This is a genomic window from Acinetobacter sp. WU_MDCI_Abxb74, from assembly GCF_025513915.1.
GTDB lineage: Bacteria > Pseudomonadota > Gammaproteobacteria > Pseudomonadales > Moraxellaceae > Acinetobacter > Acinetobacter calcoaceticus_C.
Window position 1 is genome coordinate 826,586 of sequence record NZ_JAHPRP010000001.1, and the last position, 22,226, is coordinate 848,811.

At 39.1% G+C, this 22,226-nt stretch carries 22 protein-coding genes; 5 read left to right on the forward strand and 17 right to left on the reverse strand.

Annotated elements, in window-relative coordinates:
• Positions 1-29: 29 nt before the first annotated feature.
• The 7 genes from KTH84_RS03975 to KTH84_RS04005 are packed head-to-tail and all read right to left on the reverse strand — an operon-like array spanning position 30 to position 5,799.
• Positions 30-767, reverse strand: coding sequence for an SDR family NAD(P)-dependent oxidoreductase (locus KTH84_RS03975; protein WP_262472089.1), 738 nt, complete (start codon positions 765-767; stop codon positions 30-32).
• Between the two features lie 9 nt (positions 768-776).
• Positions 777-1,262, reverse strand: a complete 486-nt coding sequence (locus KTH84_RS03980) for an aromatic-ring-hydroxylating dioxygenase subunit beta (RefSeq protein WP_004642994.1) — start codon at positions 1,260-1,262, stop codon at positions 777-779.
• 10 nt (positions 1,263-1,272) lie between these two features.
• The gene (locus tag KTH84_RS03985; protein ID WP_202741945.1) at positions 1,273-2,550 is read right to left on the reverse strand and encodes an aromatic ring-hydroxylating oxygenase subunit alpha; all 1,278 of its coding nucleotides are present in this window, start codon (positions 2,548-2,550) and stop codon (positions 1,273-1,275) included.
• A 29-nt stretch (positions 2,551-2,579) separates the two neighbouring features.
• Entirely contained in the window at positions 2,580-3,107 is a 528-nt protein-coding gene (locus tag KTH84_RS03990; RefSeq protein ID WP_262472092.1) for a nuclear transport factor 2 family protein, read from the reverse strand.
• Between the two features lie 10 nt (positions 3,108-3,117).
• Positions 3,118-3,477 (reverse strand): hypothetical protein, encoded by a 360-nt coding sequence (locus KTH84_RS03995; protein ID WP_000387554.1) that lies wholly within the window; start codon positions 3,475-3,477, stop codon positions 3,118-3,120.
• A gap of 27 nt (positions 3,478-3,504) precedes the next feature.
• On the reverse strand, positions 3,505-4,653 hold the full coding sequence (locus KTH84_RS04000) for an acyl-CoA dehydrogenase family protein (protein ID WP_262472482.1): 1,149 nt from the start codon (positions 4,651-4,653) through the stop codon (positions 3,505-3,507).
• 36 nt (positions 4,654-4,689) lie between these two features.
• Complete coding sequence (locus KTH84_RS04005; protein WP_262472093.1) at positions 4,690-5,799, reverse strand: amidase; 1,110 nt, start codon at positions 5,797-5,799, stop codon at positions 4,690-4,692.
• A 148-nt stretch (positions 5,800-5,947) separates the two neighbouring features.
• On the opposite strand from KTH84_RS04005, the gene KTH84_RS04010 reads away from it, so the two are divergent.
• The 3 genes from KTH84_RS04010 to KTH84_RS04020 all read left to right on the forward strand — a co-directional run bounded on the left by KTH84_RS04010 (position 5,948) and on the right by KTH84_RS04020 (position 9,589).
• A complete protein-coding gene (locus KTH84_RS04010) occupies positions 5,948-6,415 on the forward strand; it encodes a MarR family winged helix-turn-helix transcriptional regulator (RefSeq protein ID WP_133973397.1) in 468 nt (155 codons plus the stop codon).
• A gap of 452 nt (positions 6,416-6,867) precedes the next feature.
• Positions 6,868-8,217, forward strand: coding sequence for a spinster family MFS transporter (locus tag KTH84_RS04015; RefSeq protein ID WP_262472096.1), 1,350 nt, complete (start codon positions 6,868-6,870; stop codon positions 8,215-8,217).
• A 115-nt stretch (positions 8,218-8,332) separates the two neighbouring features.
• The gene (locus tag KTH84_RS04020; protein ID WP_262472098.1) at positions 8,333-9,589 is read left to right on the forward strand and encodes an OprD family porin; all 1,257 of its coding nucleotides are present in this window, start codon (positions 8,333-8,335) and stop codon (positions 9,587-9,589) included.
• 38 nt (positions 9,590-9,627) lie between these two features.
• On the opposite strand, the gene KTH84_RS04025 is transcribed toward KTH84_RS04020, so the two are convergent.
• The 4 genes from KTH84_RS04025 to KTH84_RS04040 are packed head-to-tail and all read right to left on the reverse strand — an operon-like array spanning position 9,628 to position 13,463.
• Complete coding sequence (locus tag KTH84_RS04025; protein ID WP_262472100.1) at positions 9,628-10,371, reverse strand: SDR family oxidoreductase; 744 nt, start codon at positions 10,369-10,371, stop codon at positions 9,628-9,630.
• A gap of 16 nt (positions 10,372-10,387) precedes the next feature.
• The gene (locus KTH84_RS04030; protein ID WP_202741938.1) at positions 10,388-11,086 is read right to left on the reverse strand and encodes a histidine phosphatase family protein; all 699 of its coding nucleotides are present in this window, start codon (positions 11,084-11,086) and stop codon (positions 10,388-10,390) included.
• Entirely contained in the window at positions 11,083-12,204 is a 1,122-nt protein-coding gene (locus KTH84_RS04035; protein WP_262472102.1) for a phosphotransferase family protein, read from the reverse strand. The genes KTH84_RS04030 and KTH84_RS04035 overlap by 4 nt, the downstream gene beginning before the upstream one ends.
• 17 nt (positions 12,205-12,221) lie before the next feature.
• Entirely contained in the window at positions 12,222-13,463 is a 1,242-nt protein-coding gene (locus KTH84_RS04040; RefSeq protein WP_262472104.1) for an acyl-CoA dehydrogenase family protein, read from the reverse strand.
• A gap of 88 nt (positions 13,464-13,551) precedes the next feature.
• Here KTH84_RS04040 and KTH84_RS04045 point away from each other — a divergent pair, with 88 nt between their 5' ends.
• Together KTH84_RS04045 and pcaU are read left to right on the forward strand one after the other, a co-directional pair.
• A complete protein-coding gene (locus tag KTH84_RS04045) occupies positions 13,552-14,472 on the forward strand; it encodes a LysR family transcriptional regulator (RefSeq protein WP_262472105.1) in 921 nt (306 codons plus the stop codon).
• Positions 14,473-14,515: 43 nt separating this feature from the next.
• The gene (gene pcaU, locus KTH84_RS04050; protein WP_133973381.1) at positions 14,516-15,328 is read left to right on the forward strand and encodes an IclR family transcriptional regulator PcaU; all 813 of its coding nucleotides are present in this window, start codon (positions 14,516-14,518) and stop codon (positions 15,326-15,328) included.
• A gap of 95 nt (positions 15,329-15,423) precedes the next feature.
• Here the strand turns inward: pcaU and KTH84_RS04055 are convergent, their stop codons facing one another.
• From KTH84_RS04055 to KTH84_RS04080, 6 genes are all read right to left on the reverse strand, one after another.
• Positions 15,424-16,290 carry an MBL fold metallo-hydrolase gene (locus tag KTH84_RS04055; RefSeq protein WP_262472107.1) on the reverse strand — a complete coding sequence of 289 codons (867 nt, stop codon included), beginning with the start codon at positions 16,288-16,290 and terminating at the stop codon, positions 15,424-15,426.
• 4 nt (positions 16,291-16,294) lie between these two features.
• A complete protein-coding gene (locus tag KTH84_RS04060; RefSeq protein ID WP_262472108.1) occupies positions 16,295-16,708 on the reverse strand; it encodes a DUF6691 family protein in 414 nt (137 codons plus the stop codon).
• A gap of 4 nt (positions 16,709-16,712) precedes the next feature.
• Positions 16,713-17,126 carry a YeeE/YedE family protein gene (locus tag KTH84_RS04065; protein ID WP_202741931.1) on the reverse strand — a complete coding sequence of 138 codons (414 nt, stop codon included), beginning with the start codon at positions 17,124-17,126 and terminating at the stop codon, positions 16,713-16,715.
• Between the two features lie 134 nt (positions 17,127-17,260).
• Positions 17,261-17,728 (reverse strand): DUF6438 domain-containing protein, encoded by a 468-nt coding sequence (locus tag KTH84_RS04070; protein ID WP_042896126.1) that lies wholly within the window; start codon positions 17,726-17,728, stop codon positions 17,261-17,263.
• 642 nt (positions 17,729-18,370) lie between these two features.
• Positions 18,371-20,800, reverse strand: coding sequence for a glucose/quinate/shikimate family membrane-bound PQQ-dependent dehydrogenase (locus tag KTH84_RS04075; protein WP_262472109.1), 2,430 nt, complete (start codon positions 20,798-20,800; stop codon positions 18,371-18,373).
• Positions 20,801-20,881: 81 nt separating this feature from the next.
• Positions 20,882-22,201 carry a carbohydrate porin gene (locus KTH84_RS04080; protein ID WP_262472110.1) on the reverse strand — a complete coding sequence of 440 codons (1,320 nt, stop codon included), beginning with the start codon at positions 22,199-22,201 and terminating at the stop codon, positions 20,882-20,884.
• Positions 22,202-22,226: the final 25 nt, after the last annotated feature.

The following is a 22,226-nucleotide window of genomic DNA, read 5'->3' on the forward strand; positions in this document are numbered from 1 at the left end:
AACTCCCTTTTCATGCGTAAGCTACGTGCTTAGCGCATGAATAAACCACCGTTAATATCCCATGTTGCACCAGTCACAAACCCCGCATTTGGACTCGCGAGCAACCCACAAGTTTCAGCAATAAAATGCATGCTACCTAAAGATTTCACAGGAATATTCTGGATGAACTGTTCCATTTTTTCGACTGACACCACACTATGAACAATCGGTGATTCCATCGGTCCCGGTGCAACCGCATTGACTGTTACACCTTTTGCCGCAAACTCTTTGGCAAAAATCTTGGTTAAAGTGACAATGGCACCCTTGGTTGCCGCATAGTGTGCACCCGTTGCCGTACCACCGTTTTGCCCCGCTAAAGACGCCATATTAATAATGCGTCCATAGCCTTTCTTAGCCATATATTGACCAATAATTTGGCAAGCCTGAAAAGTGCCACGTTGATTGACTTGGGTCACCCAATCAAAATCGGCTGCGGTAATTTCTAATACCGGAGTTGCCTTAGTGACAGTTGCATTGTTAATCAACACATCAAGTTTAGAAAATTTCTCTTCAATCCATTGCACTACGGCATGAAAATCTGCTTCGACCGAAATATCTAATTTCACGGGAAACATATTTTGTGCATGCTGGCTTTGCGCCTTTGCCTTTTCGGCCTTTTCAAGCGTACTGGCTGACAAAATCACTTGATGGCCTTGGCTCGCAAAATATTCAGCAATAACATTACCGAGTCCAGAAGCAGCCCCTGTCACTAAAACAACTTGTTTCATTTGCTGCTCCTAAAGAATGTAGCTAATACCAGCTAAGGTATCGGTTGAATTAACCAAGTTAATGATTTTACGATTAATTTTAAAACCCGTATCAGCATCACGAACCAAATGGTAAGTAATATCTGCGGTGTAATGCTTGAGGTTTTCTTTACGGAACTCACGTAAGTTTTGAGCACAGCGTAAAACGATTTCATTGTCTTGATCTTGAATAACTCGTACACGAGAAACACTGCGTACCGTATTTGCTTTCGGCGCTGTAGAAATCGCTTCACCATTTTCAAGACGCTCTACACGTAAAGTACGCATATGGTTATCGTCATAGGCATAATTTAGATTGTTTTCGTAGTCGGTTAGGTTTGGGTCAATCGGAATGATATAGACACCTTTTTCATTCCATAAATTGAGCCATTCACGGTATTCACTGTGATCTAACATATCTGCTTCAGCCCAGATGAAAGCAGTGACTTCATTTAATAATTGCAGATTCATATTCATTGCTCTCTCCTTAAGCCGTCATCATCTTTTTCCACTGCTGATATGCAGCACGCATACCTGTTTCAGCACTGACATCACTTTTTAAGCCATCTTCGGTTTTGACTTCACCCGGTAAACCGCGATTCAACATGATCCATAAGTCATTACCCGCATTGGCGCCGTGTTGTACGCGTTCCCAAGCTTCTGAGTCATCTGGAGTACCAAAACCAAATGGACCTTGGAAATGTTCATGCAAACGTAAGCGATATTGGTTGGCAATTTGTGGACCACCGTCCATCGTAATCACCGAGTGATGAATTTCTGTTTCAGCAACTGAAATTGGTTGTAAAACGCGGAAGAACGCCATTGAACATGCAATATTCGGGAATAAATTTAAGTTAAAGCCAGAACCACCGACTGCACGTACAATACGGCGCACTTCTAATTCTTCATGACCTTCGTCGCGCAAAGCTTGAGCTAAGTCTTCAAAACGTTCTTGAATTGGTCGCTCCATGAGCTCTTCGTCTAAATCAACCAGTTCAGGAATCATCACCATGACACTGTGACCATTTCCTAAGTCTTCAACAAAGCCGGGTTGATTTTCGAAGTTAAAGAGTTCTTCAGTCTTTTCATCTACAGAACTTAAGAATGACTTATGGACCAACGGAAAGTGATATGCATCCGTGGTATTTTCAAGTTGGATTTTCCAGTTACCCGGAAAACGGAAACGATGCTCACCCAACACTTTAATTGGATAACCCGCACCTTGCTTCATGAACAAGTCGATCCATTTTTTTGCAGGTCCAAGGAACTCTTCAAGCGGCTGAATGTCTTCTTTAAATGAAGCGAAGATCATGCCGTTATATTCTTCTACACGCAGACTAACTAGCGGCAACTCAGACTTATCTAAGCAATCACCGTAACTTTCCGGAGATGGCACACCACGTAAGCTACCGTCTAATGCATAGCTCCAACCGTGGTAGGGACATACAAAACTATTGGTTTTCCCTTTTTTATGTTCGCATACGGTTGCTGCACGGTGACGGCAACGGTTTAAAAGTACGTGGACTTTCTTTTTACGGTCACGCACCGCAACAACAGGCTGTTTACCGATATTAATAGTTTTATAGCTTCCGCCTTCCGGAATTTCGCTGGCATGTGCAACCCATACCCAAGTGCTATAAAAGATTTTTTCCATTTCTTCATCAAAAATGCGTTCATCTTTATAAAGAGAAGTATGGGCACGGTCACTTTGAACCAAACCCTCGTAATCAATACCAATGTTGTGCGTTGGGATAATACTGTTCATATCAATAGTCCTTTTAAATATGTCCTGAGTCATTCCTGGGAAGGTATCGGCAGTTCGGCTTCACTGTGCCAATGCGATACGGGACGACTGAAAATATTCTGTGTTTGGAAATGTTTAATTTTCCATATTCCATCTGCTTGCTTTTGAAACTTCACATTGAGCTTTGCTGCATTCAGATGACTACGGCCATCTTTAAAAGTTGAAGTTTGCAACATAAGCCATGAAGCTTTCGCATCATTTTGATTTACATAAATTTGCTCTGAATTTACAAAGTGCGCATTCATGACAAAGTGAGATTCTTTTTGGGTATAGCTTTTAAACATGTCGTAAATCGACTGCCAAGAATCATATCGACCAAAAGATTTGGCATATTTCTCACCAATACCTTCCCAAATGCAGTCTTGATCAAAAAGATTCATTAACTCATCAAGATCTGTATTTGCATTGAGCTCGTCGCAGATTTCCATATAACGGTTCAGACAGTTACGAATAGCGTTATGGGCTTCCAACTGTTCTAACCGTTCCATGATTTCTGCAATATTCACTTTGTCAGTCATTACAGTCGCCTTAACGTTGGATAATCAATTCGCGCCCAACACGAGCTTCAACTTTGCAATATTTCCAAAGTTTGTATGGACCTTCACCCACCACTGTCGTTCTAAACAAATTACAAGCGGCATGTACGGTTTCAATATCTGGAACATCTGCAAGCAAGTATGTCGTCCATGGCCAACCTGCACTTGGACCAACCATACTTTGGTCATCATCAAGATTTCCAAAAACATGTACGCCCGGTAAGTCATGAATGCCATTCCACATTTCACCAAATGCTGCCCAAACTGCTTTTGCTTCAGCAGGTTCCGCATCAAAAAAGTTTTGGTTAATACCCATGCAGAATAAAACACGTAATGATTTTTTAGCTTCCATCTCAATATCCTTTTAAAAATTAAAAACTTACAAATAACCTGGGGTTGGTTTTAACCCGAAACTGATTGATCCTGCATTTTGTAATGTTGCATCGCCCATAAAGGCATGCTGAGTCACCACGTTTGTGTCATTAACAAAACGGCTAAATGGATTGTTGGTATAAATAGCTGTCATGCCCGCGAGCATTTGCATTTTTCGGGTCACTTTGGCGCAAACTCGAGCTGCGTGGGTACATGCCAAACGCATATCGCTAATCTGTTCAGCAGTTGCTTCACGACCAGCAATAATTTCATTCCAGACAATGTCCATGGTTTGATAAAACCAAGATTTTGCCGCCTGAAACTCTGCATCTGCTTGAGCAAACTCATATTGAGTGACTGGGCGGTTTGCAATTTCTGACCCGCCTGTAATAGATGCTTTACCGGGTGCCAATTTTTCAAATTCTTCTAATGCAGCAGCAGCAACACCAATACCCACCACCGTTAATACTTGAGTGGCTAAAGAGAGTGACGGATATTTAAAAAATGGCTCACTTAGTTTTGAAGGTTCGCCACGTACAAAGGTCCATTTCTTTTCGACCAATACATCTTCGACCACCAAATCATGGCTTCCAGTACCTTTTAGGCCAACGGTATCCCATGTCATTTCAATTTTGGCTTTTTTTGCAGGCATCACTGCCATACGTGGTAAGCCTTGCATTTCATTATTTTTAAGCGGTGAAATCCCCACACCAACAATGTCGGCTCCCATACAACCGCTTGAAAATTTCCAGCGTCCACGAACCACTACACCTTCATCGGTAATTTCGGCAGGCTGCGGCGGAAAAATACCTCCAGCAAAGACCACATCTGGCCCGTTTTGGTACAATTCTTTAAGCGTTTCTTCTGGCAAACTTCCTAAATACGCAGGGCTCATACCGAAACTTGCTACCCAACCCACTGAACCGTCAGCTTTAGATAAAGTTTCGATTAATTCGCAAAACTGTCGTGGTGACCATTCTTCACCGCCAAAACGTTTTGGAACTAATGCACGGTAAACACCAATCTGTTTAAGTTTTTCGATAATGTCTTGGCTCACATACGCCTGATTATCGAATTCGCCTGTACAGGCGCGCTCACGAATTTCTTGACACAAAGCAGCTAAATCTATTGCTTGGTCTTGAGAAGCAAACTCCATTTTAGACAACTTATTCATCATCTAACTCCTTGTAATTTATTGCATTGCATCAACACAAAATTTAGCTATTGCACATAATTGCTCATCTTTTTGATGCTTTGATACGATCTGTAAGCCCACAGGTAAACCTTCACTGGTTTCAAGTGGCACTGAAATGGCTGGATGTCCTGATAAATTAAATGGACGAACTAAAGCCGTCAGATTTAGAAAAGCGACTGTATTTTCAGCTTCAGCAACTTTCGGTGGAATTTGCGGAAGTGTTGGTAAAATCAATGCATCATATTTTTCTAATAAAGCATCGAGTTCTTGAGTTAGCTGCTGTCTCACAATTTCTGCTTGTTTTACTTGATCTAAGGTAGTTTCAGCAGCTTTTAATAAACGGTTATTTACGTCAGAACCAATTAAGCCCGTTTGAGTTAACTCACCAAAAGCTTGCCAATTTTCATAATTAATAATCTGCATGCCTGCGTCAAAAGCAGCTTCAAAATGTTCAACTTTTTCTAAAGTGGTCTGTAAATTCGCTTTTTGAAGTGCTTGACGAATACAATTCCAAATAATGTCATCTGCTTTTACATCGAGAACAGCAAGTTTGGGTGCGCTAGTACATTCAGTAGGCTTGAAAGTTGGGTCAATAATTTGCATGGCTTTTTCAATCATTTCGACTGAACTTGTAAAAGGCCCAACACAATCTAAAGAACTGGACGACGGATATACGCCTTTTCGACTTACACGACCAAAAGTCGGTTTTAAACCATAAACTCCACAGCACGCAGCGGGCATACGAATAGAGCCACCCGTGTCGGTACCTAAAGTAAAGTCAGCTTGTTTTGCTGCAATAGCCGCAGCCGAGCCACTTGAAGACCCACCAGGAATAAGTTCAGGATATTTTGGATTAACGGGTGTACCAAAAGCATGGTTAATGCCGGTAATGCCAAAAGCCAATTCGTGCAAATTCGTTTTCGCAGTAATTTCACAATCTGCTTTTAAAATGTTTTTAACGACTTCAGCATCATCTTGAGCTGGTTCAACACCTAATAAAGCTCGACTGCCAGCAATGGTTTTTAGACCCTGAATATCAATTGTGTCTTTAACCATGACCTTGAGCTTGCCACTTCCTTTGTGCACGCTTTGGCTAATAATATTCATTCACTTTTCCATGTATTTTTATATATTGATTAAAATATGGTAAAATTTAATGGAATTGTCAAGTATTTTTTATAATTTGTACTCAAGGAAATATGCAAAATTTTGTTTATAATAGGATTACCCTTTTTTCCTAAGTTATTGCTTAGCTATGCTTGATCATTTAGAACAATTTCTTCCTAATAAAGAACCGTCGAGTATTCAAAATTTCCCTTTTTTTTGGATTTCCCAAGTTAATGGAAAGTATTCACAACTTATTGAAAAATCAATAAAAAAACTAGGTATCGACAATACGCGCCGTAAAATTATTTTAAGTACCAATGCTTTAGGTGAAGCCAGTATTACCGACATTGCCAATCTTTCTACTTTAAAATTAACCACTGCAACCAAGGCGGTATATCGATTAGTTGAAGATGAAATTGTTGAGGTCTACTCCTCTACCACCGATGAACGGATCTCGATGGTGAAATTAACTGCTAAAGGTATTGAGCTGGTTGAACAAATTAATCAGATTAGTGTTGTGACCTTAGCTGGTATTTTGAATGCTTTTTCAGAAGATGAGCTTCACAATCTAAATAACCAGTTGAAGAAATTATTTGATCTGATGCCTTCAAGCTAACTTAGATTTCTTATTTATCTTATTTATCTTATTTATCTTATTTAAACATGAACGAGTCAGCAGAAAACCGATATGACCTTCTGCTTACTCTCTAAAAATTATTAATATTTATCAAAAAGCTAAAAGTTTCGTTCTTCTTTTCCTTTCTATAATTCATAGTCATTTATAAATTTTCTGATTGTTTAAATACCTATTAGGTATCTAAACATACTTAATAAGTAATGGAATTTTACATATAAAAAGAAAATAATATTTCCATCATATAGAAATTCTAACCCTCTTCTTTAATTATCTTTGTCTGCATATGCAGTTTGTATGTAAGGCAATTCTTCAATCAAATAGGTTATTTATTTTTCAAAAGTTATTGGGGGGAAACCAAATTATCTTTTAGGAAACATAGATAGCCGAGATTCAACTTCTCTAAAAGAGTTTTATACATAAGGATTAAGTGTATGAACCAAAGTAATATCGCTGTTGAAAGGACACAAAAGAAAACCAATGCATATGCATGGTATGTAGTCGTACTCTGTATGTTAGCGTACATATTTTCATTTATTGACCGCCAAATTCTGGCACTGATGATTGAGCCAATTAAAGCCGATCTTCAACTTTCAGATACTCAGTTTAGCCTATTACATGGCCTTGCCTTTTCACTGTTTTACGCCGTAATGGGTTTACCTCTAGCCTATATTGCCGACCGTTTTTCACGCCCGAAACTGATTTCTATCGGTATTATTGTCTGGAGTCTGGCAACAGCCACTTGTGGTTTAAGTAAAAACTTCATTCAACTATTTTTAAGCCGTATGGCCGTTGGTGTGGGCGAAGCTGCTTTATCTCCTGCTGCATATTCAATGTTTAGCGATATGTTCAGCAAGGACAAGTTAGGCCGCGCTGTTGGTATCTATTCGATTGGCGCTTTTTTAGGTGGTGGTATTGCCTTTTTAGTCGGTGGCTATGTCATTAACTTACTTAAAGGCGTGACTTTAATTGAGGTTCCATTGTTGGGCGCTATTAAAGCATGGCAAATCGCCTTTTTGGTTGTGGGTTTACCCGGCATCATTATTGGTTTGCTATTTATCCTGACAGTTAAAGACCCAGCACGTAAAGGACAGCAGCTCAACCAAAATGGTCAAGTTGACCAAGTTAAATTTACACAATGTCTTCAGTTTATTAAAAAGCATTCAAAAACCTTTGCCTGTCACTATTTAGGTTTTACCTTCTATGCTATGGCGCTCTACAGTCTTACTAGTTGGACACCTGCATTTTATATTCGTAAGTTTCAACTCGCTCCAACAGAAACAGGTTACATGCTCGGTACGATTCTGTTAATTGCCAATACATTAGGGGTGTTTTGTGCAGGTTGGTTAAATGATTGGTTTATTAAAAAAGGACGCCAAGATGCTCCGATGATTACCGGAGTGATTGGTATTGTTGGTCTTATTATTCCAATTTCATTTTTTACTCAAACTGACCAACTCTGGCTTTCAGTGAGTCTACTCATTCCAGCAATGTTCTTTGCATCGTTCCCTCTGGTGATCTCGGCAACTGCGTTACAAATGTTGGCCCCAAATCAATTTAGAGCACGTCTTTCTGCCCTCTTCCTTTTGGTCAGTAACTTAATTGGGCTGGGTATTGGCACAACGCTAGTAGCAATCATTACAGATAAAGTTTTTGGTAATCCATTAATGGTGGGTTCTTCTTTATCTATCGTGGGTGGTCTGTCTTGTGTACTGGCTTTAATTTTGCTTTTCAAAGGCTGCAAATTCTTTAGTGAAAGCATGAAGCTTGAAAAATTAAATTAATTGAAGCAAGCACCTGCTATTTAACAACGCTCCCTATAAGAACTTAGGGAGTACGACACAAATATTTCACAATACGTAATGCCTAGGACTGGCGCATCTATCTTGGAAATGGATTATGGAATTATTACACCGCTTTAAACCGCAGACTTTAGCTGTAGCAACTTTAGTATTGATGTATGGCAATTCATGGGCTGCAAATCCGAATCAGCAAACTGAAGATGAATGGAAATTCACTTTAAAGAATGCCTATATCAATCGAGATTTTGACAACGATGCACTCAAAGATACTGGCAGTTGGTCTCAGGCAGCCTCTTTATTTTATAAGTCGAAAATGCATGACACCCCACTGCAAATTGCAGATAAGCATATTACCATTGGTGCAGATGCTTCTGTTCAATACGCCGTGCGCTTAAGTTCAGACAAACATGTCGCCGACACCGTTTTGCCTTTTAATAAGGAAACCCAATCTCAGGCATCAGACTATTTAAAATACGGCGCAACTTTGAAACTTGGCTATGACAAAACATTGCTAAGCGTGGGTGAACTCTGGTTAGATTTACCTGTAACTGCTGTCGATGCAAGTCGTCAGTTACTTACTTCATATTGGGGAACCAATCTTAAATCACAACTTTCAGATCAGCTTTATGCGGAAATTGGTCGGGTTGAAAAAGTGTCGCCACGAAATGAAGAAGACTTTAAAAAGTTTTCCTTCACGGCAAATGGGGTTACCAAAGAGTCTGATGGCTTAAACTACTTAGACCTTCGTTATCAATTTACGCCGTCATTAAAGGGTGAGTACTACTTTGGTAATTTAAAGGATCTGTATAACAAGCACTATGTAGGGCTTGAGCATACATGGAAACAACCAACGTTTGCACTTACATCTAAGTTTAAATACTTTAATGCCAAAGATGACGGCAACACCTTTGATATTGATGCTCAGAACATCGGCCTACTTGAAACTGTAAAAGTGAAAAACCATACCATTGGTTTAGGCTACCAACAGATTATTGGTGAATCAGCTTACCCATTACCGGATGGCTTCTTACCTGAAACCTATTTCATTAACTGGAACGCAACTGGATTCTTTAAAGAAGATGAAAAGTCTTACCATGTGATGTACGGCTATGACTTTAAGGACTATGTGCCGGGCTTAAATGCGATGGTGAAATATGTGTATGGGCATGATTTTAAAGCAGCCAATGGCGAGAAAAACCATGAAACTGAGTCGAATGTGATTATGAACTATGCGTTTCAGCAGCCATTCTTAAAAGGCGTTGCCCTGCAATATATTCGTATTGATTACAATGTCAAACATGGCAATGACTTTGGTGAAGACCGTTTATTCGTCAATTACACCAAAAAGTTCTAAATATAAAAAATTACCCCCTAAAATTTAGGGGGTGATTTTTATCCTAATTTATTGACCAACCTTAAAGGCAAAACCTTCATTGCAATACTCATCGGTAACCATGGCCACTGTGGCACATAAGCTTTTACAGGTTGTTTTTCGATAGCTTTAACCAGTGCCTTGCATCCTGTTTTAGCATCGACTTCAAATGGCAAATGTTTAGCACCTTCATTCATTTCAGTGCGAATGTAACCCGGAAAAATTGTAGAAACTTTAATTGGAGTACTCAATAATTCAGCACGAATACCTTCAGCTAAGTGAGCAACTGCAGCTTTACTTGCCGCATAAGTCGATAAATGTTTTGGTAATCCACGCATGGCGCTCATGGATGACATCACCACCAAATGGCCTGCATTTTGCTCTCTAAAAATTTCAACCGCAGCTTCACATTGCGCTAAAGCAGAAATAAAGTTGGTTTCAGCAGTGGCTTTGTTAATTTCAAAATTGCCTTTACCAATACGGCGGCCATTTCCGACTCCGGCATTTACAATAATTCGGTCCAAATAACCAAACTCTTGCTTAAATGCACGAAAAACTTCGAAAACCTGATCGTAATGAGTCACATCTAGACTTTTTGCAATCACCTGAATGCCATATTCATTTTCAAGTTCAGTTTTTAAAGTCTCTAATCGGTCTAGACGGCGTGCACAAATCGCCAAGTTATAGCCTTTCGCTGCAAACTCATGAGCCATACCCGCGCCCAGACCAGAACTTGCGCCTGTAATTAAAATTGTCTTTGCCATGCTTTTATCCTTATTTTTAAATCCACGTCAGCAAATCTGGACGTTCAGCTTTTATAAAATGATGTTCATTTAAACTTAAAACCTGAGCTTCATTTCCAACTAAACGTAAAGTGGTGAGACTTGTATTGGTAATTGCCCAGTTCAAGGCAAAAGTTCGATTTGGGCTCAGTTCAAGCAATTTGCCAATTGCTACAGAAATCACACCACCAGAGGTAAAAACGACTGCATAACGAGGTTTGGTTTTTGCTAATTCATCACAAAGTTGTTGTAGTGCCATTTCAACTCTATCTTTAAAATGTGGCCATGACTCATCATATTCATGATGAAAATCGCCATCAGTCCAGCGTCCAATCGCACCTTCAAATATTTTGGCAAGATAGGCACGCGGATTCTGTTCTTGTGCTACGTCAGCTTTTAACAGTTCAGGTTGTTCAAAACGCGGTTCATAACGTGCAAAAACCTGCTGATGATTAAACTCATTCCATAAACTATTGTGATTAATCACTGCATCTGGAAAGCATTCATTTAATGCGAGTTGTGCAGTTTGCTCGTGGCGCTGCATAGTACCTGCAACAACATAAGGTTGTTCTTTCAATATTTCTTTAAAATAACGGCCTAACAAAGTCGCTTGAGCCTCACCATTTTCAGACAGCTCATCATAGTTACTTTTACCAAATGATGCCTGTCCATGTCTTACCAGATAAATTGTGGTCATTTTCTTAAAATACCCTGTATTTTCTGTAGAGATTGCTGAGCAAATTCCGATTCTTGAATTTTTTGCTGGCCAATAAGTTTTAACGCTCTGATATGTAGCGCATGAATGACGATCCAGAAATCTTTAAAAGCTGGATTTCGCGTTTGTTTATGGTAATAGCGGTAGTAAATTTGCTGAGCGATCACTGCTAAACGAAATACACCAAAGACTTCATAAAAAGCCCAGTTTTGAGGGTTCAGACCTGTTTTTTGTAGGTAATAATCAACAACTTCTTTACGAGAAAACATTCCCTTTAAATGGGTAGGCTGACGGCGTGTCGATCTAAAAATCATGTTATCCGTAGGCTCAACCCAATAGGCCAAAGCACTGCCTAAATCCATTAATGGATCACCCAAGGTTGCCATTTCCCAATCCAGCACGCCAATCACTTCAGTTGGATGCTCTGGATCTAAAATCACATTATCAAATCGCCAATCGTTATGAATAATACAAGTCGTAGAGTCTTGAGGGATATTATCATTTAGCCATTTTCGAACGTATTTAAATGAAGGAACATTGAGCGTTTTAACTTTTTCATATCGCTTGTCCCAACCTTCAACTTGTCTGCGGCAATATCCCACTCCTTTACCCAATTCAGCTAAAGGCGTGTTTTCATAAGGAACTTGGTGTAATTCAATAAGCTTATCAAGCACATTTACACAAAGTTGATGGACATCTTCTTCATTAAAGCCAAGCTCAGGCGGTAATTTTGCACGAGGAATAATTCCCGCAATGCGTTCCATCACATAAAAATCACAGCCAATGACACTTTCATCCTGACAAAGTGCCACCATTTTAGGAAGTACCGGATAATAAGGCGCAAGATTTTTTTGCACCATATATTCACGGGCCATATCGTGGGCTGACTTCGCTTTTGTTCCTTTAGGGGGACGTCGTAAAATTAAATCGGTATTTTCATACTTTAAACGATAAGTCCAATTTGAAGCCCCACCCGTATATTGAGTCACGATTGCTGGACCGACCAACTCAACGTTTTGGCCCTTTAACCAGTTTTCAACTGCCCCAATGTCAAGTTCTTCACCTTCACGTACTTCACCGCCTATATCAATTACCGACATTCTAATTTCCTTTCAACTTATACGTTCTTATGACGACCGTAACCACGTTTGGCTAACTCTAATTTGGCAATCATGCCTTTATGTACTTCATCTGGTCCATCAGCTAAACGTAAACTGCGTGCTTGAGCAAAGAAACCTGTTAATGGTGTATCTCTTGAAACGCCCGCGCCACCATGTAGCTGAATCGCCATGTCGACTACTTTTTCTAAAACACTTGGAGCCACCACTTTAATTGCAGATATTTCTGTTAAAGCGGCCATATTCCCTAAAGTATCCATTTTATAGGCTGCATACAAGGTTAAAAGCCGAGCTTGGTCTATCGCTACCCGCGCATCGGCTACCCGTTCGAGGTTCCCACCGAGTTTTAAAATTTCTTTGCCAAACGCCGTTCTAGACATACCTCTATCAATCATGAGTTCTAGTGCTTTTTCAGCAGCGCCGATACAGCGCATGCAATGATGAATACGACCAGGTCCTAAACGGCCTTGAGCAATTTCAAAACCTTGACCAGCTCCACCAATAAAGTTATCAAAAGGTACTCGAACATTATTAAAATGAACTTCACCATGTCCATGCGGTGCATCGTAGTCACCAAATACAGGCAACATACGTTGGATTTCAACACCCGCCGTATCAATAGGCACTAAAACCATGGAGTGTTGATGATGACGGTCTTTGCTTTCATCTGGTGTGTGCGCCATAAAAATAATGACTTTGGCATTTGGGTCACCTAAACCAGAAGACCACCATTTTTTGCCATTTAAAACAATTTCATTCCCTTCTATGAGTGCAGTAGCTTGCATATTGGTTGCATCGCTTGAAGCAACGTCTGGTTCAGTCATACAAAAAACCGAACGAATTTTTCCATCTAATAACGGCTGTAGCCATTGCTGTTTTTGCTGTTCACTGCCATAGCGCCATAACAATTCCATATTCCCAGTGTCAGGTGCATTGCAGTTAAAAACAGTGGGTGCCAATAAACTACGACCCGTTAATTCGGCAATGTGGGCATATTCTTGAACCGTTAACCCTGCACCCAGTTTGTCATCTGGTAAAAACATATTCCAAAGGCCAGCTTGCTTCGCTTTAGATTTCAGCGTTTCTAGAAGTTCGGGCCACTGCCATTTTTTCCAGTTTCCATCCGGATTTAACTCATGAACTTCTTCCCAAAATTTTGCTTCAACAGGTTCTATTTCTTCTAAAATAAATCTTCTTGTTCGCTCGACAAAATCTTGAGCTGTTTTTGATAGTTCAAACATTCTTTTTCCTTTACATCATTATCTTGTCTTTACATCACCATAACTTGAAACTTAGTATGAATGAAATGATTTTATTAAATAACGCATCATGAATGATATTCATAACCTGCATGGGCTCGACTTAAGCTTTTTCCATCGAATTGATATCAACTTATATCCGCTTTTTATCGCGATTTATGAGCAAAAAAGTATTTCAAATGCTGCGAGTAGCCTCAATATTACGCAATCGGCAGCAAGCCATGCTCTGCAACGGTTACGCCAACAGCTCGAAGATGATATATTTATACGTGTAGGTAATAAAATGTCTGCAACACCTTTTGCAGAACAGATTTATCCGACTGTGAAGCAAGCACTTTTAACCATTCAAAATATTAGCCAGCAAAAGCATGTATTTGACCCAACCAGTTTAAAAAACTTAAAAATCGCCGTGCATGATGAAATTGAGCCGATTATTCTTCCTCGGCTTGCTCAACATTTTCAAAATCTTAATTTAGATTTGCAGTTTGTGAGTATGAAGCTAGATCGAAAACATATTATGACGGACTTGGCGACACAGCAGCTCGATTTCGTGATTGATTTAGAACAATACTTATCTCCAAAAATTAGCTTTGACCATCTGGTAACAGATGAGTTCGTCATTTGCAGTCAACTTAAAGAAGTCGATTTATCTAGTTATATCAATGGTCGACACATCGGTGTTTCATCACGCCGTACGGGTGCTTTACTTGAAGATATTTATTTAAACCAACATCAAAAAATTTCAAGAAATGTATTCATGCGCTGTCAAAACTACTCAACGGCGTTACAAGTTTTGGGAGCTCAAGCCAACGCAATATTGACTATGCCCCGAATGATTTTGCAGCATTTATCCTATAGTTCGGAAATTCGGTTGCATTCACTCCCATTTGAGATGACCAATATCAAAATGGGGATGTTTTGGCATGAAGATTTAAGGGATAATTTAAGGCATCAATTTTTGCGACATGAAATTATTAAACTTTTTCAGTAAAGCAAATTGATCTACTAACGCCTACATCGTACAAGGACCTGTCATGAGTAAAGATGAACGAATAATCCAGAATCAGGACAATAAAAAAACGATTCGTCATGAAGACTACATTGCTGGTATTGGTAAAGGCATGTCAATTCTAGATAGTTTTAGTAGCAATCAACATCGTTTAAATATTTCTATGGCAGCTGAAAAAACCGGACTTACTCGAGCAGCAGCAAGACGCCATTTATTAACTTTAGAATATCTAGGTTATCTTGAATCAGATGGCCACTATTACTATTTAACCCCCAAAGTTCTGAAATTTTCAGGGGCTTATTTAGGTGCAGCTCAGCTTCCAAAAGTATCTCAGCCTCTATTAAATCTTCTAACCAACCAAACATCTCTGATTTATTCAGTGATGGTACTTGATAGTTATGAAGCCATTACCATTGCGCGTAGTGCGGCACACCAACAAACTGACCGTGTAAATCCATACGGTTTACACTTGGGTAATCGCTTACCTGCTCATGCGACCTCGGCGGGTAAAATTTTACTGGCACATTTAAGTCAAGAAGAACAATTGGACTGGCTTCAAAAATACCCGCTACAGCGTTTAACCAAATATACGCATGTTGAAAACGATAAATTTTTAGAGTTACTACAAGAGATTCGAGAACAAGATTGGTGTTATTCACGTGAAGAACATGAATTAGGTGTTCATGCACTCGCCGTACCTATTTATGGACAAGACTTTAAAGTTGTTGCTGCTTTAAATATTGTTTCACCTACCATGAGAACAACTGAAGAATATTTAATACAACACATTTTGCCTTTATTGCAAGAGACTTCGCGGGATTTGAGACAAGTTCTTTAAATCATACTTAGGCTATTTTCATGAGATAAATTTTATTATTTGCTTAGGCTATTTTGTTTATTGGTAATGACTGGATGGATATGCTTAGGCTATTTCTAAAAATAATTAAATGGTATTTTTAAATAACGGATGCCATTCGCTTCAGGTTCCGGAAAATTTCCTGCATTCATATTAATTTGAATTGAAGGCAAGATTAGTTTTGGCATTGCTAAAGTTGCATCTCGTTCTTGACGCATTTTTATGAATGACTCTTTAGAAACTTGTCGGTTTAAATGAATATTGCTTTGCTTTTGAGTTTTTATATCTGTTTGGCAGATGTATTCATCTCGACCTTCGGGCTTATAGTCATGGCATAAAAACATACGCATGTCGTCAGGAAGTGTATAAAGCTGTTGTACAGAGTCATAGAGCGCAGCAGCACTTCCTTTGGGAAAGTCACATCTAGCCGAACCATAATCAGGCATAAATAATGTATCACCCACAAAAACAGCATCACCGATAATATAGCTCAGGCAAGCAGGTGTGTGGCCTGGTGTAGGAATGTTATAGGCTGCTATATCCCCTATTTTAAAATGCTCATGGTCTTCAAATAAATAATCAAAAGGCTGATTTTCATTAAATTTTTTAAAATCAAAATTATAGATAGCACAGAAGGTTTCTTGTACTACTGAGATTTTTTGACTAATCGCAATAGTTCCCCCTAATTTGGCTTTTAAATATTGGGCAGCGGTCATATGGTCTGCGTGTACATGTGTTTCCAATATCCATTGCACTTTTAAGTTTCGAGTTAAAACATAATCAATAATCAAATCAGCATTGGTTGTTTTTGTAGTTGCCGAAGCTGCATCGTAGTCAAGCACACTGTCAATAATGGCACATTGGCGAGTTGCTAAATCTGCAACAACATAGCTAAAAGTATTGGTGTTTTCATCAAAAAAATCTTTTACTAGAGGTTGTTGCATAGGCTTAGTTTCCTTTATTTAAAACTTGGTAAATCAACATTCCGAATAACATAGCGACAATAAAATATAGCGCTTCAAAATGTCCCAAACCAATAAGCGTTAAAGCGGGTGCTGGACAGATTCCTGCTATTCCCCAGCCTATACCGAAAATAAAAGCTCCAGCAATTAACCTTTGGTCAATCTGTGTATTTGTTGGTAATTGAATTTGTTCATTAAAAAATGTTTTTGGATTTTTAATCGCTTTTTGAAATGGAATAAATGCCACAGCAATCGCGCCTAACATGACAAACATTAAGCTGATATCCCACTGCCCAAAGATATCTAAAAAACCTAAAACTTTTTCAGGATTAGACATGCCAGAGATCATTAAACCCAATGAAAACAAGCTACCGAATATAAAAGCAAAGATATTTTTCATAAGATTACCCCAACACATGACGAATGATATAAACCGTTAACATGCCAGCAAACATAAAAACTGCTGTCGCTATCATTGAGCGTTTTGATAACCTGCTCATGCCACAAATACCATGGCCACTTGTACAACCAGATCCGAGCCGTGTTCCAAAACCAACAAGTACGCCTGCTAACATAAGTGCAAATATATTGGCTTTAATTTCAATTTCAGGCTGATAAAAATAACCATATATGAAAGGTGTAATTACTAATCCCGCAATGAACCAAAATGCAGAACCTTTAAACGTGTCTTTAGACGGCTTAATGATTTGAGCGATTAACCCACTAATCCCTACAATACGTCCATTTATATATAAATAACCAATAGTTGCAATGCCTAGTAGCAAACCGCCTAGAAAGGCATAGACAATATTTGACATAGTTTAATCCAAACAATATACTTTTTTATAATGTGAATTATACGCTTATTCTTTTAGAAATACTTAAGATAAAACTCCCAAGTATATAAATTTTCTTAACAAGAAAAAGCCCCAAACTCTTGGGGCTTTTATCATTAAATTAGATCTTTAATGCCTAACTGCTCTGGCAAGCTATCCATAATTTTATTCAGTTTATTGTTCGCTGGAGACATACATCCTTTATAGTGGCTTAACTTCGTCTCTGTACCATTTGCTTGGATCCACGAAATATAATAACTAGACATATCAGTCGCGGTTTGCTGGCATCCACCAGTTTTCGCTTGTGTACCTGTTTCTGGTCGATAAGTTTTTAAATCGCTTACAAGTTTTTGATAGTCTTTTATACTGCCTTGAATTTCTTTAACGCCTATAGCTTTAGTGTATTGTTTACCTTCAAAACGAATTAAACCTGTAGGTGCTACTTCTACAGAATAGATTGGACATGCACCAAAGCATGGGCTAGAAGCATAACGAATAGTTTCTTGTGTATTCGGTGCTTGCTGAACAGAAGCACAACCCATCAAAGCTAAACCAGATAAAGTTGCAAGAACTAAAAATCTCATCGTATCACCTATTATTATCAAGTGGCTTTAATTTATCAAATCATACACTTCTTGTCATTAAAGACTATTTTTTGTGATTGTTTTCATTAATTCATATCTGTCTATGCTTAGGCTATTTTTATAATAATCAAATATTATGATCTAAATCGCATAAAAAAAGGCCCATCTTGCGATGAGCCTTAAGCCAATAAAAGCTTAAATTCCTGAAATACAAATTATTACTGGGTAGTAATAACCTGCGATGACCATTCTAACGTAATGCTATAAATTATATAAATATAATATAAATATATATTTACGCTTGTTTTTCCAGCAAAAAAATCCTACTTTTTAGGACTAAAAAGTCAATAATGTTTATTTCTAATTAAAATTCACAACCTTAAGTTAAACAAAACTTAATAAACAAATAGATTTTATTTATAGGTAAAACATTGTGAAAAAATATCTAATCGTTCGGCTATATCTAGTGTTCAAGCATTATCAATCGTAGGAATATTTTAGGTTTTGCAATAAGTTAAAGCACTTTTTTACTATTTGGTAAAGCTATCTAGTTAAAACAATAGGAATTACTCTATTATTTTAATATAAAAAATGTATTAAAGTTAAAGGCAAAAGAAGAATGCTCTTCTTTTGCCCATTAAGTTACTTCTCTAAACTATATGCGATTATATAATCGCCATGATCAGGAGACTGGCGAGCTCCGCCTGCCGTAACAACCACGTATTGTTTACCTGTTTTCGGTGAAACATAGCTTATTGGGGTTCCTTGGCTACCTACTGGCATACGTGATTTCCACAGTTCTTTACCTGTAGACGAATCAAAAGCACGTAAGTAGTAATCTTGTGTTGCTGCAAAGAAAACCAAACCGCCTTGCGTTGCCATTGGTCCACCAATAGTTGGCATACCAATTGGTGCTTTTAAGCCCATTTTGATCCCCATAGGCCCTGTATCTTCAACCGTACCTAGCGGTACTTGCCATGCGACCTGACGAGTTTTTAAATCAATCGCAGTCATTGTACCAAATGGCGGTTTTTGACACGGAATGCTAAGCGCAGACATAAAACGGTTTTTATTTACTTTAAATGGCGTACCTTTCATTGGTACAGCACCCATACCTGTGTTTACTTTCTCTCCACCATTCGCCTGAATCTTAATATCTTCAGGAGTCTGTTCCATTAATTGAACCCATAAGCCAAGGCGCATATCGTTGACGAACATATAGCGATGAGTCGGATCAAAAGCAATGCTACCCCAGTTCATGCCACCCAAAGAGCCTGGGAAGCTTAGTGAAACATCAGTACCTGGGGCAGTAAATAGACCTTCGTAACGCATTGACTTGAAGTTAATACGGCACATGAGTTGGTCAAACGGCGTTGCACCCCACATATCTGACTCAGTTAAAGTCTGATTACCGATCTGTGGCATTTCAACTGATCGTGGTTGAGTCAGACTATATTGTTCACCCGGAATATTTGCAGGTTTAACAGGCTGTTCAATCACTTTAGTAAGTGATTTACCCGTTACACGGTCAAGTACAAAGAATTGGCCTGATTTGGTTCCAATTACAACAGCTGGTTTAGTCGTACCATCTTTTAATGGGAAGTCAACTAAACTCGGTTGCATTGGTAAGTCAAAGTCCCATAAATCATTATGAACAGTTTGATATACCCACTTTTCTTTACCTGTTGTCGCATCAAGTGCCAAAACAGAAGTATTGTACTTGTGATCTAATGGATTACGATTACCACCCCAAATGTCGACAGATGAGCTACCCATAGGTAAGAACACTGTATTCATTTGCGGGTCATATGACATTGCAGCCCAAGAGTTTGCCGAACTACGTTTATAAGTTTCACCTGGTTTAAGAACGTAATTAGGGTTTGGGTTACGCGGGTCAAATGCCCAACGAAGTTTACCCGTAATGACGTCATAACCACGGATAACACCACCCGGCATATCTGCAGCAACGTTATCAGCAATACGGCTACCTACCACAATGGTTGTGCCTGCAATAGTCGGTGCAGAAGTCACTTCAAAACGTGGCGCTTTGGTTCCAGCTCCAAGGCCTTCTAACAGATCAACCGTTCCATTGACACCAAAGTCAGCACAGCGCTGACCGTTATCTGCATTCACTGCAATTAAACGACCATCTGGAGTATTGGTATATAAACGGCGTGGACATGCTGTATTGTTTGCAACTGTAGTTACTGGATTTGCACCAGCCAAAGTTGGTTGTACAAGTGGCTTGGTTGAATCAAAATATGCGACCCCACGGCAACGCTCCCAAGCATCGGCTTTAGAGTTCACTTCAGCTTTCCAAAGCTGTTTACCAGAGTCCGCATCAATCGCAAAAATATTATTATGTGGTGTACATAAGAAGACTTTATTTCCAACTTGTAGCGGCGTCATTTGGTCTTCAGCACCATTACCACTACCCGTTGTTAAATCGCCTGTTCTAAAACGCCAAGCTTCTTTTAACTTATGAACGTTATCTCGGTTAATTTGGTCGAGAGCAACGAAACGACTACCACCTGCATCATTACCATAATTTTCCCAATTCACCTGTTTTTTAGCAGGATCAACGGGTACTAAAGGTAGTTTTTCACCTGAACTTGCTACTGTTGGATGTGGTTGGAACATTTGATAGAACGCAATCAACATACCAACAACAACTAATCCACCTACCGCATAGGATGAAGATGCCAAACTGCTTTGGAATTGGTAACGTCGAATTGCAGGTAAGGTAAATAACAATGCAGCAAAAAGACCAGCAGGAAACATTAACCGCGAGAATAACGGCCAAAATTCCCATCCAGCATCAACAAATGACCAAATTACGGTGCCAATAAAAACAGCCGCAAAAATCCAGACACCAAGCGCCTTTTTACGAAAAATACTAAATGCAGAGATGGTAATAAACAGCCCTGCGACGAGGAAATACCAAGATCCACCTAATGACACTAGCTTTCCACCGCCTACGATGTAAAAAACACCAGTAGCCAATAAAACTAGGCCTAATAGAAAACACCATATTTTGAATAAGATATGAAACTTAGAATCTGACTCAGACATAGATCCTACTCCACATATACTGAACACAATAGTTCAAGCATTTGGGCCAGTTAAACTATGTCTAACCAGCCATCAACATTGTTAAAAATTGACTTTTACGCTCAGTCCCGCCACCCAAGCGTCATCGACCGCTTTTACACCGGCAGGTTGATGGATATATTGAATATTTGGACGTAACATAACGGCCGGAGACCATTGGTAGGTATAGTTCAATTCGACATTTAGCTCGTCGTCTTGAATTGGAATATAGTCAGATGCAATCGCATCATAGCTATAGTATCCACGACTTTCGTTTGTTGCGATTTGCTTATCTTTAGCACGATCATTGACCACATAATTGGCAATACCAAAACCAATCGAATCGTTTGGACGGCTATCAAATGGTCCTTTATACCAAAGGGCAAGTTGTTGAGTACTTTGAACAAAAGTCGTCGCTTTATCATTTACCACACCATTCAAACTTACATATAAACCGCGTTTAGGATCTTCACCTTTATGGGTAAGTTGTTGCTGAGCATTAATCCAGAAACTTTGTTTTCCATCATGAACTTTACCCATAGTTTTAATGTCATTTGCTTCTGCGGTTGAGTACAACGCACCTACTTTATATTCACCCGGTAAGCCATTAAAAGCAGCAAGTTTAGGTTTCCATGCAAGTTCAACTGGTATGGTTGCTCCCTTCACATTGTTCATATCCAGATTAAAACCATCGCTATTAGACTCAGTTTTAATGTTGTCTGGATTGACTTCATACGCACCAATTCCAAAAGTCCACTCAGGCGCAAATTGATATTTAACATTTGCAGCCCAAACACCGACTGGCGAGTTATACCAAATTGAACCGATTGACTTTCCTAACTGTCCACCGCAAAGCAATAAGTTCTGAAATTCACATTGAGAACCATTAAAGTCTTCAGACATGCCCATACGACCGACTTTGACCTGTACTGTATTATCAGCAAAACCTTTTTTGACCCATGCTTGAGATAAACGCCAGATTTTCCCGCGACCATAAATTTCTTGAGCATTGCCTAATTGGCTAGAACGCGGGTCTTTAATACGCTCGAGAGTTAATGCATTCCCGTCACGTTTAGTCACGACTAAACTGGCCGTTGTATCTTTCCATCCAGCAATTTTTTCTAAATCAAAGTTTGCGCCTAAAGAAAGTTGTGCAGCATTTTCAAAAGTATTGCTGTCGTTGTAACCACCATCTAAATTTGTGGCAGCTTGGCTCATAATAGAAGCAGTAAATTTATAACCCTGTTGCTCTAATTGCTGACGTTCACCATTCCAGTCGCCAAGTAACCATTGACGGTCTTGTGACCACGGCTCATTGGCAAGCGCAAATTGACTGCCTAATACAGCAATCATTAACACACTCAGTTTCATTAAATTCGGCATTTTAAGTCCCTTTTATCATTTCTAT

Bases quoted from the DNA above. Each gene is read 5' to 3' on its own strand.
- KTH84_RS04040 (WP_262472104.1), bottom strand. From the start codon at position 13,463: ATGTTTGAACTATCAAAAACAGCTCAAGATTTTGTCGAGCGAACAAGA.
- KTH84_RS04015 (WP_262472096.1), top strand. From the start codon at position 6,868: ATGAACCAAAGTAATATCGCTGTTGAAAGGACACAAAAGAAAACCAAT.
- KTH84_RS04035 (WP_262472102.1), bottom strand. From the start codon at position 12,204: ATGTCGGTAATTGATATAGGCGGTGAAGTACGTGAAGGTGAAGAACTT.
- KTH84_RS04055 (WP_262472107.1), bottom strand. From the start codon at position 16,290: ATGCAACAACCTCTAGTAAAAGATTTTTTTGATGAAAACACCAATACT.
- KTH84_RS03990 (WP_262472092.1), bottom strand. From the start codon at position 3,107: ATGACTGACAAAGTGAATATTGCAGAAATCATGGAACGGTTAGAACAG.
- KTH84_RS03975 (WP_262472089.1), bottom strand. From the start codon at position 767: ATGAAACAAGTTGTTTTAGTGACAGGGGCTGCTTCTGGACTCGGTAAT.
- KTH84_RS04030 (WP_202741938.1), bottom strand. From the start codon at position 11,086: ATGACCACAATTTATCTGGTAAGACATGGACAGGCATCATTTGGTAAA.
- KTH84_RS04075 (WP_262472109.1), bottom strand. From the start codon at position 20,800: ATGTCTGAGTCAGATTCTAAGTTTCATATCTTATTCAAAATATGGTGT.
- KTH84_RS04005 (WP_262472093.1), bottom strand. From the start codon at position 5,799: ATGAATATTATTAGCCAAAGCGTGCACAAAGGAAGTGGCAAGCTCAAG.
- KTH84_RS03985 (WP_202741945.1), bottom strand. From the start codon at position 2,550: ATGAACAGTATTATCCCAACGCACAACATTGGTATTGATTACGAGGGT.
- KTH84_RS04000 (WP_262472482.1), bottom strand. From the start codon at position 4,653: ATGGAGTTTGCTTCTCAAGACCAAGCAATAGATTTAGCTGCTTTGTGT.
- KTH84_RS04065 (WP_202741931.1), bottom strand. From the start codon at position 17,126: ATGTCAAATATTGTCTATGCCTTTCTAGGCGGTTTGCTACTAGGCATT.
- KTH84_RS04080 (WP_262472110.1), bottom strand. From the start codon at position 22,201: ATGCCGAATTTAATGAAACTGAGTGTGTTAATGATTGCTGTATTAGGC.
- KTH84_RS04010 (WP_133973397.1), top strand. From the start codon at position 5,948: ATGCTTGATCATTTAGAACAATTTCTTCCTAATAAAGAACCGTCGAGT.
- KTH84_RS03995 (WP_000387554.1), bottom strand. From the start codon at position 3,477: ATGGAAGCTAAAAAATCATTACGTGTTTTATTCTGCATGGGTATTAAC.
- KTH84_RS04060 (WP_262472108.1), bottom strand. From the start codon at position 16,708: ATGAAAAATATCTTTGCTTTTATATTCGGTAGCTTGTTTTCATTGGGT.
- KTH84_RS04045 (WP_262472105.1), top strand. From the start codon at position 13,552: ATGAATGATATTCATAACCTGCATGGGCTCGACTTAAGCTTTTTCCAT.
- KTH84_RS03980 (WP_004642994.1), bottom strand. From the start codon at position 1,262: ATGAATATGAATCTGCAATTATTAAATGAAGTCACTGCTTTCATCTGG.
- KTH84_RS04025 (WP_262472100.1), bottom strand. From the start codon at position 10,371: ATGGCAAAGACAATTTTAATTACAGGCGCAAGTTCTGGTCTGGGCGCG.
- KTH84_RS04020 (WP_262472098.1), top strand. From the start codon at position 8,333: ATGGAATTATTACACCGCTTTAAACCGCAGACTTTAGCTGTAGCAACT.
- pcaU (WP_133973381.1), top strand. From the start codon at position 14,516: ATGAGTAAAGATGAACGAATAATCCAGAATCAGGACAATAAAAAAACG.
- KTH84_RS04070 (WP_042896126.1), bottom strand. From the start codon at position 17,728: ATGAGATTTTTAGTTCTTGCAACTTTATCTGGTTTAGCTTTGATGGGT.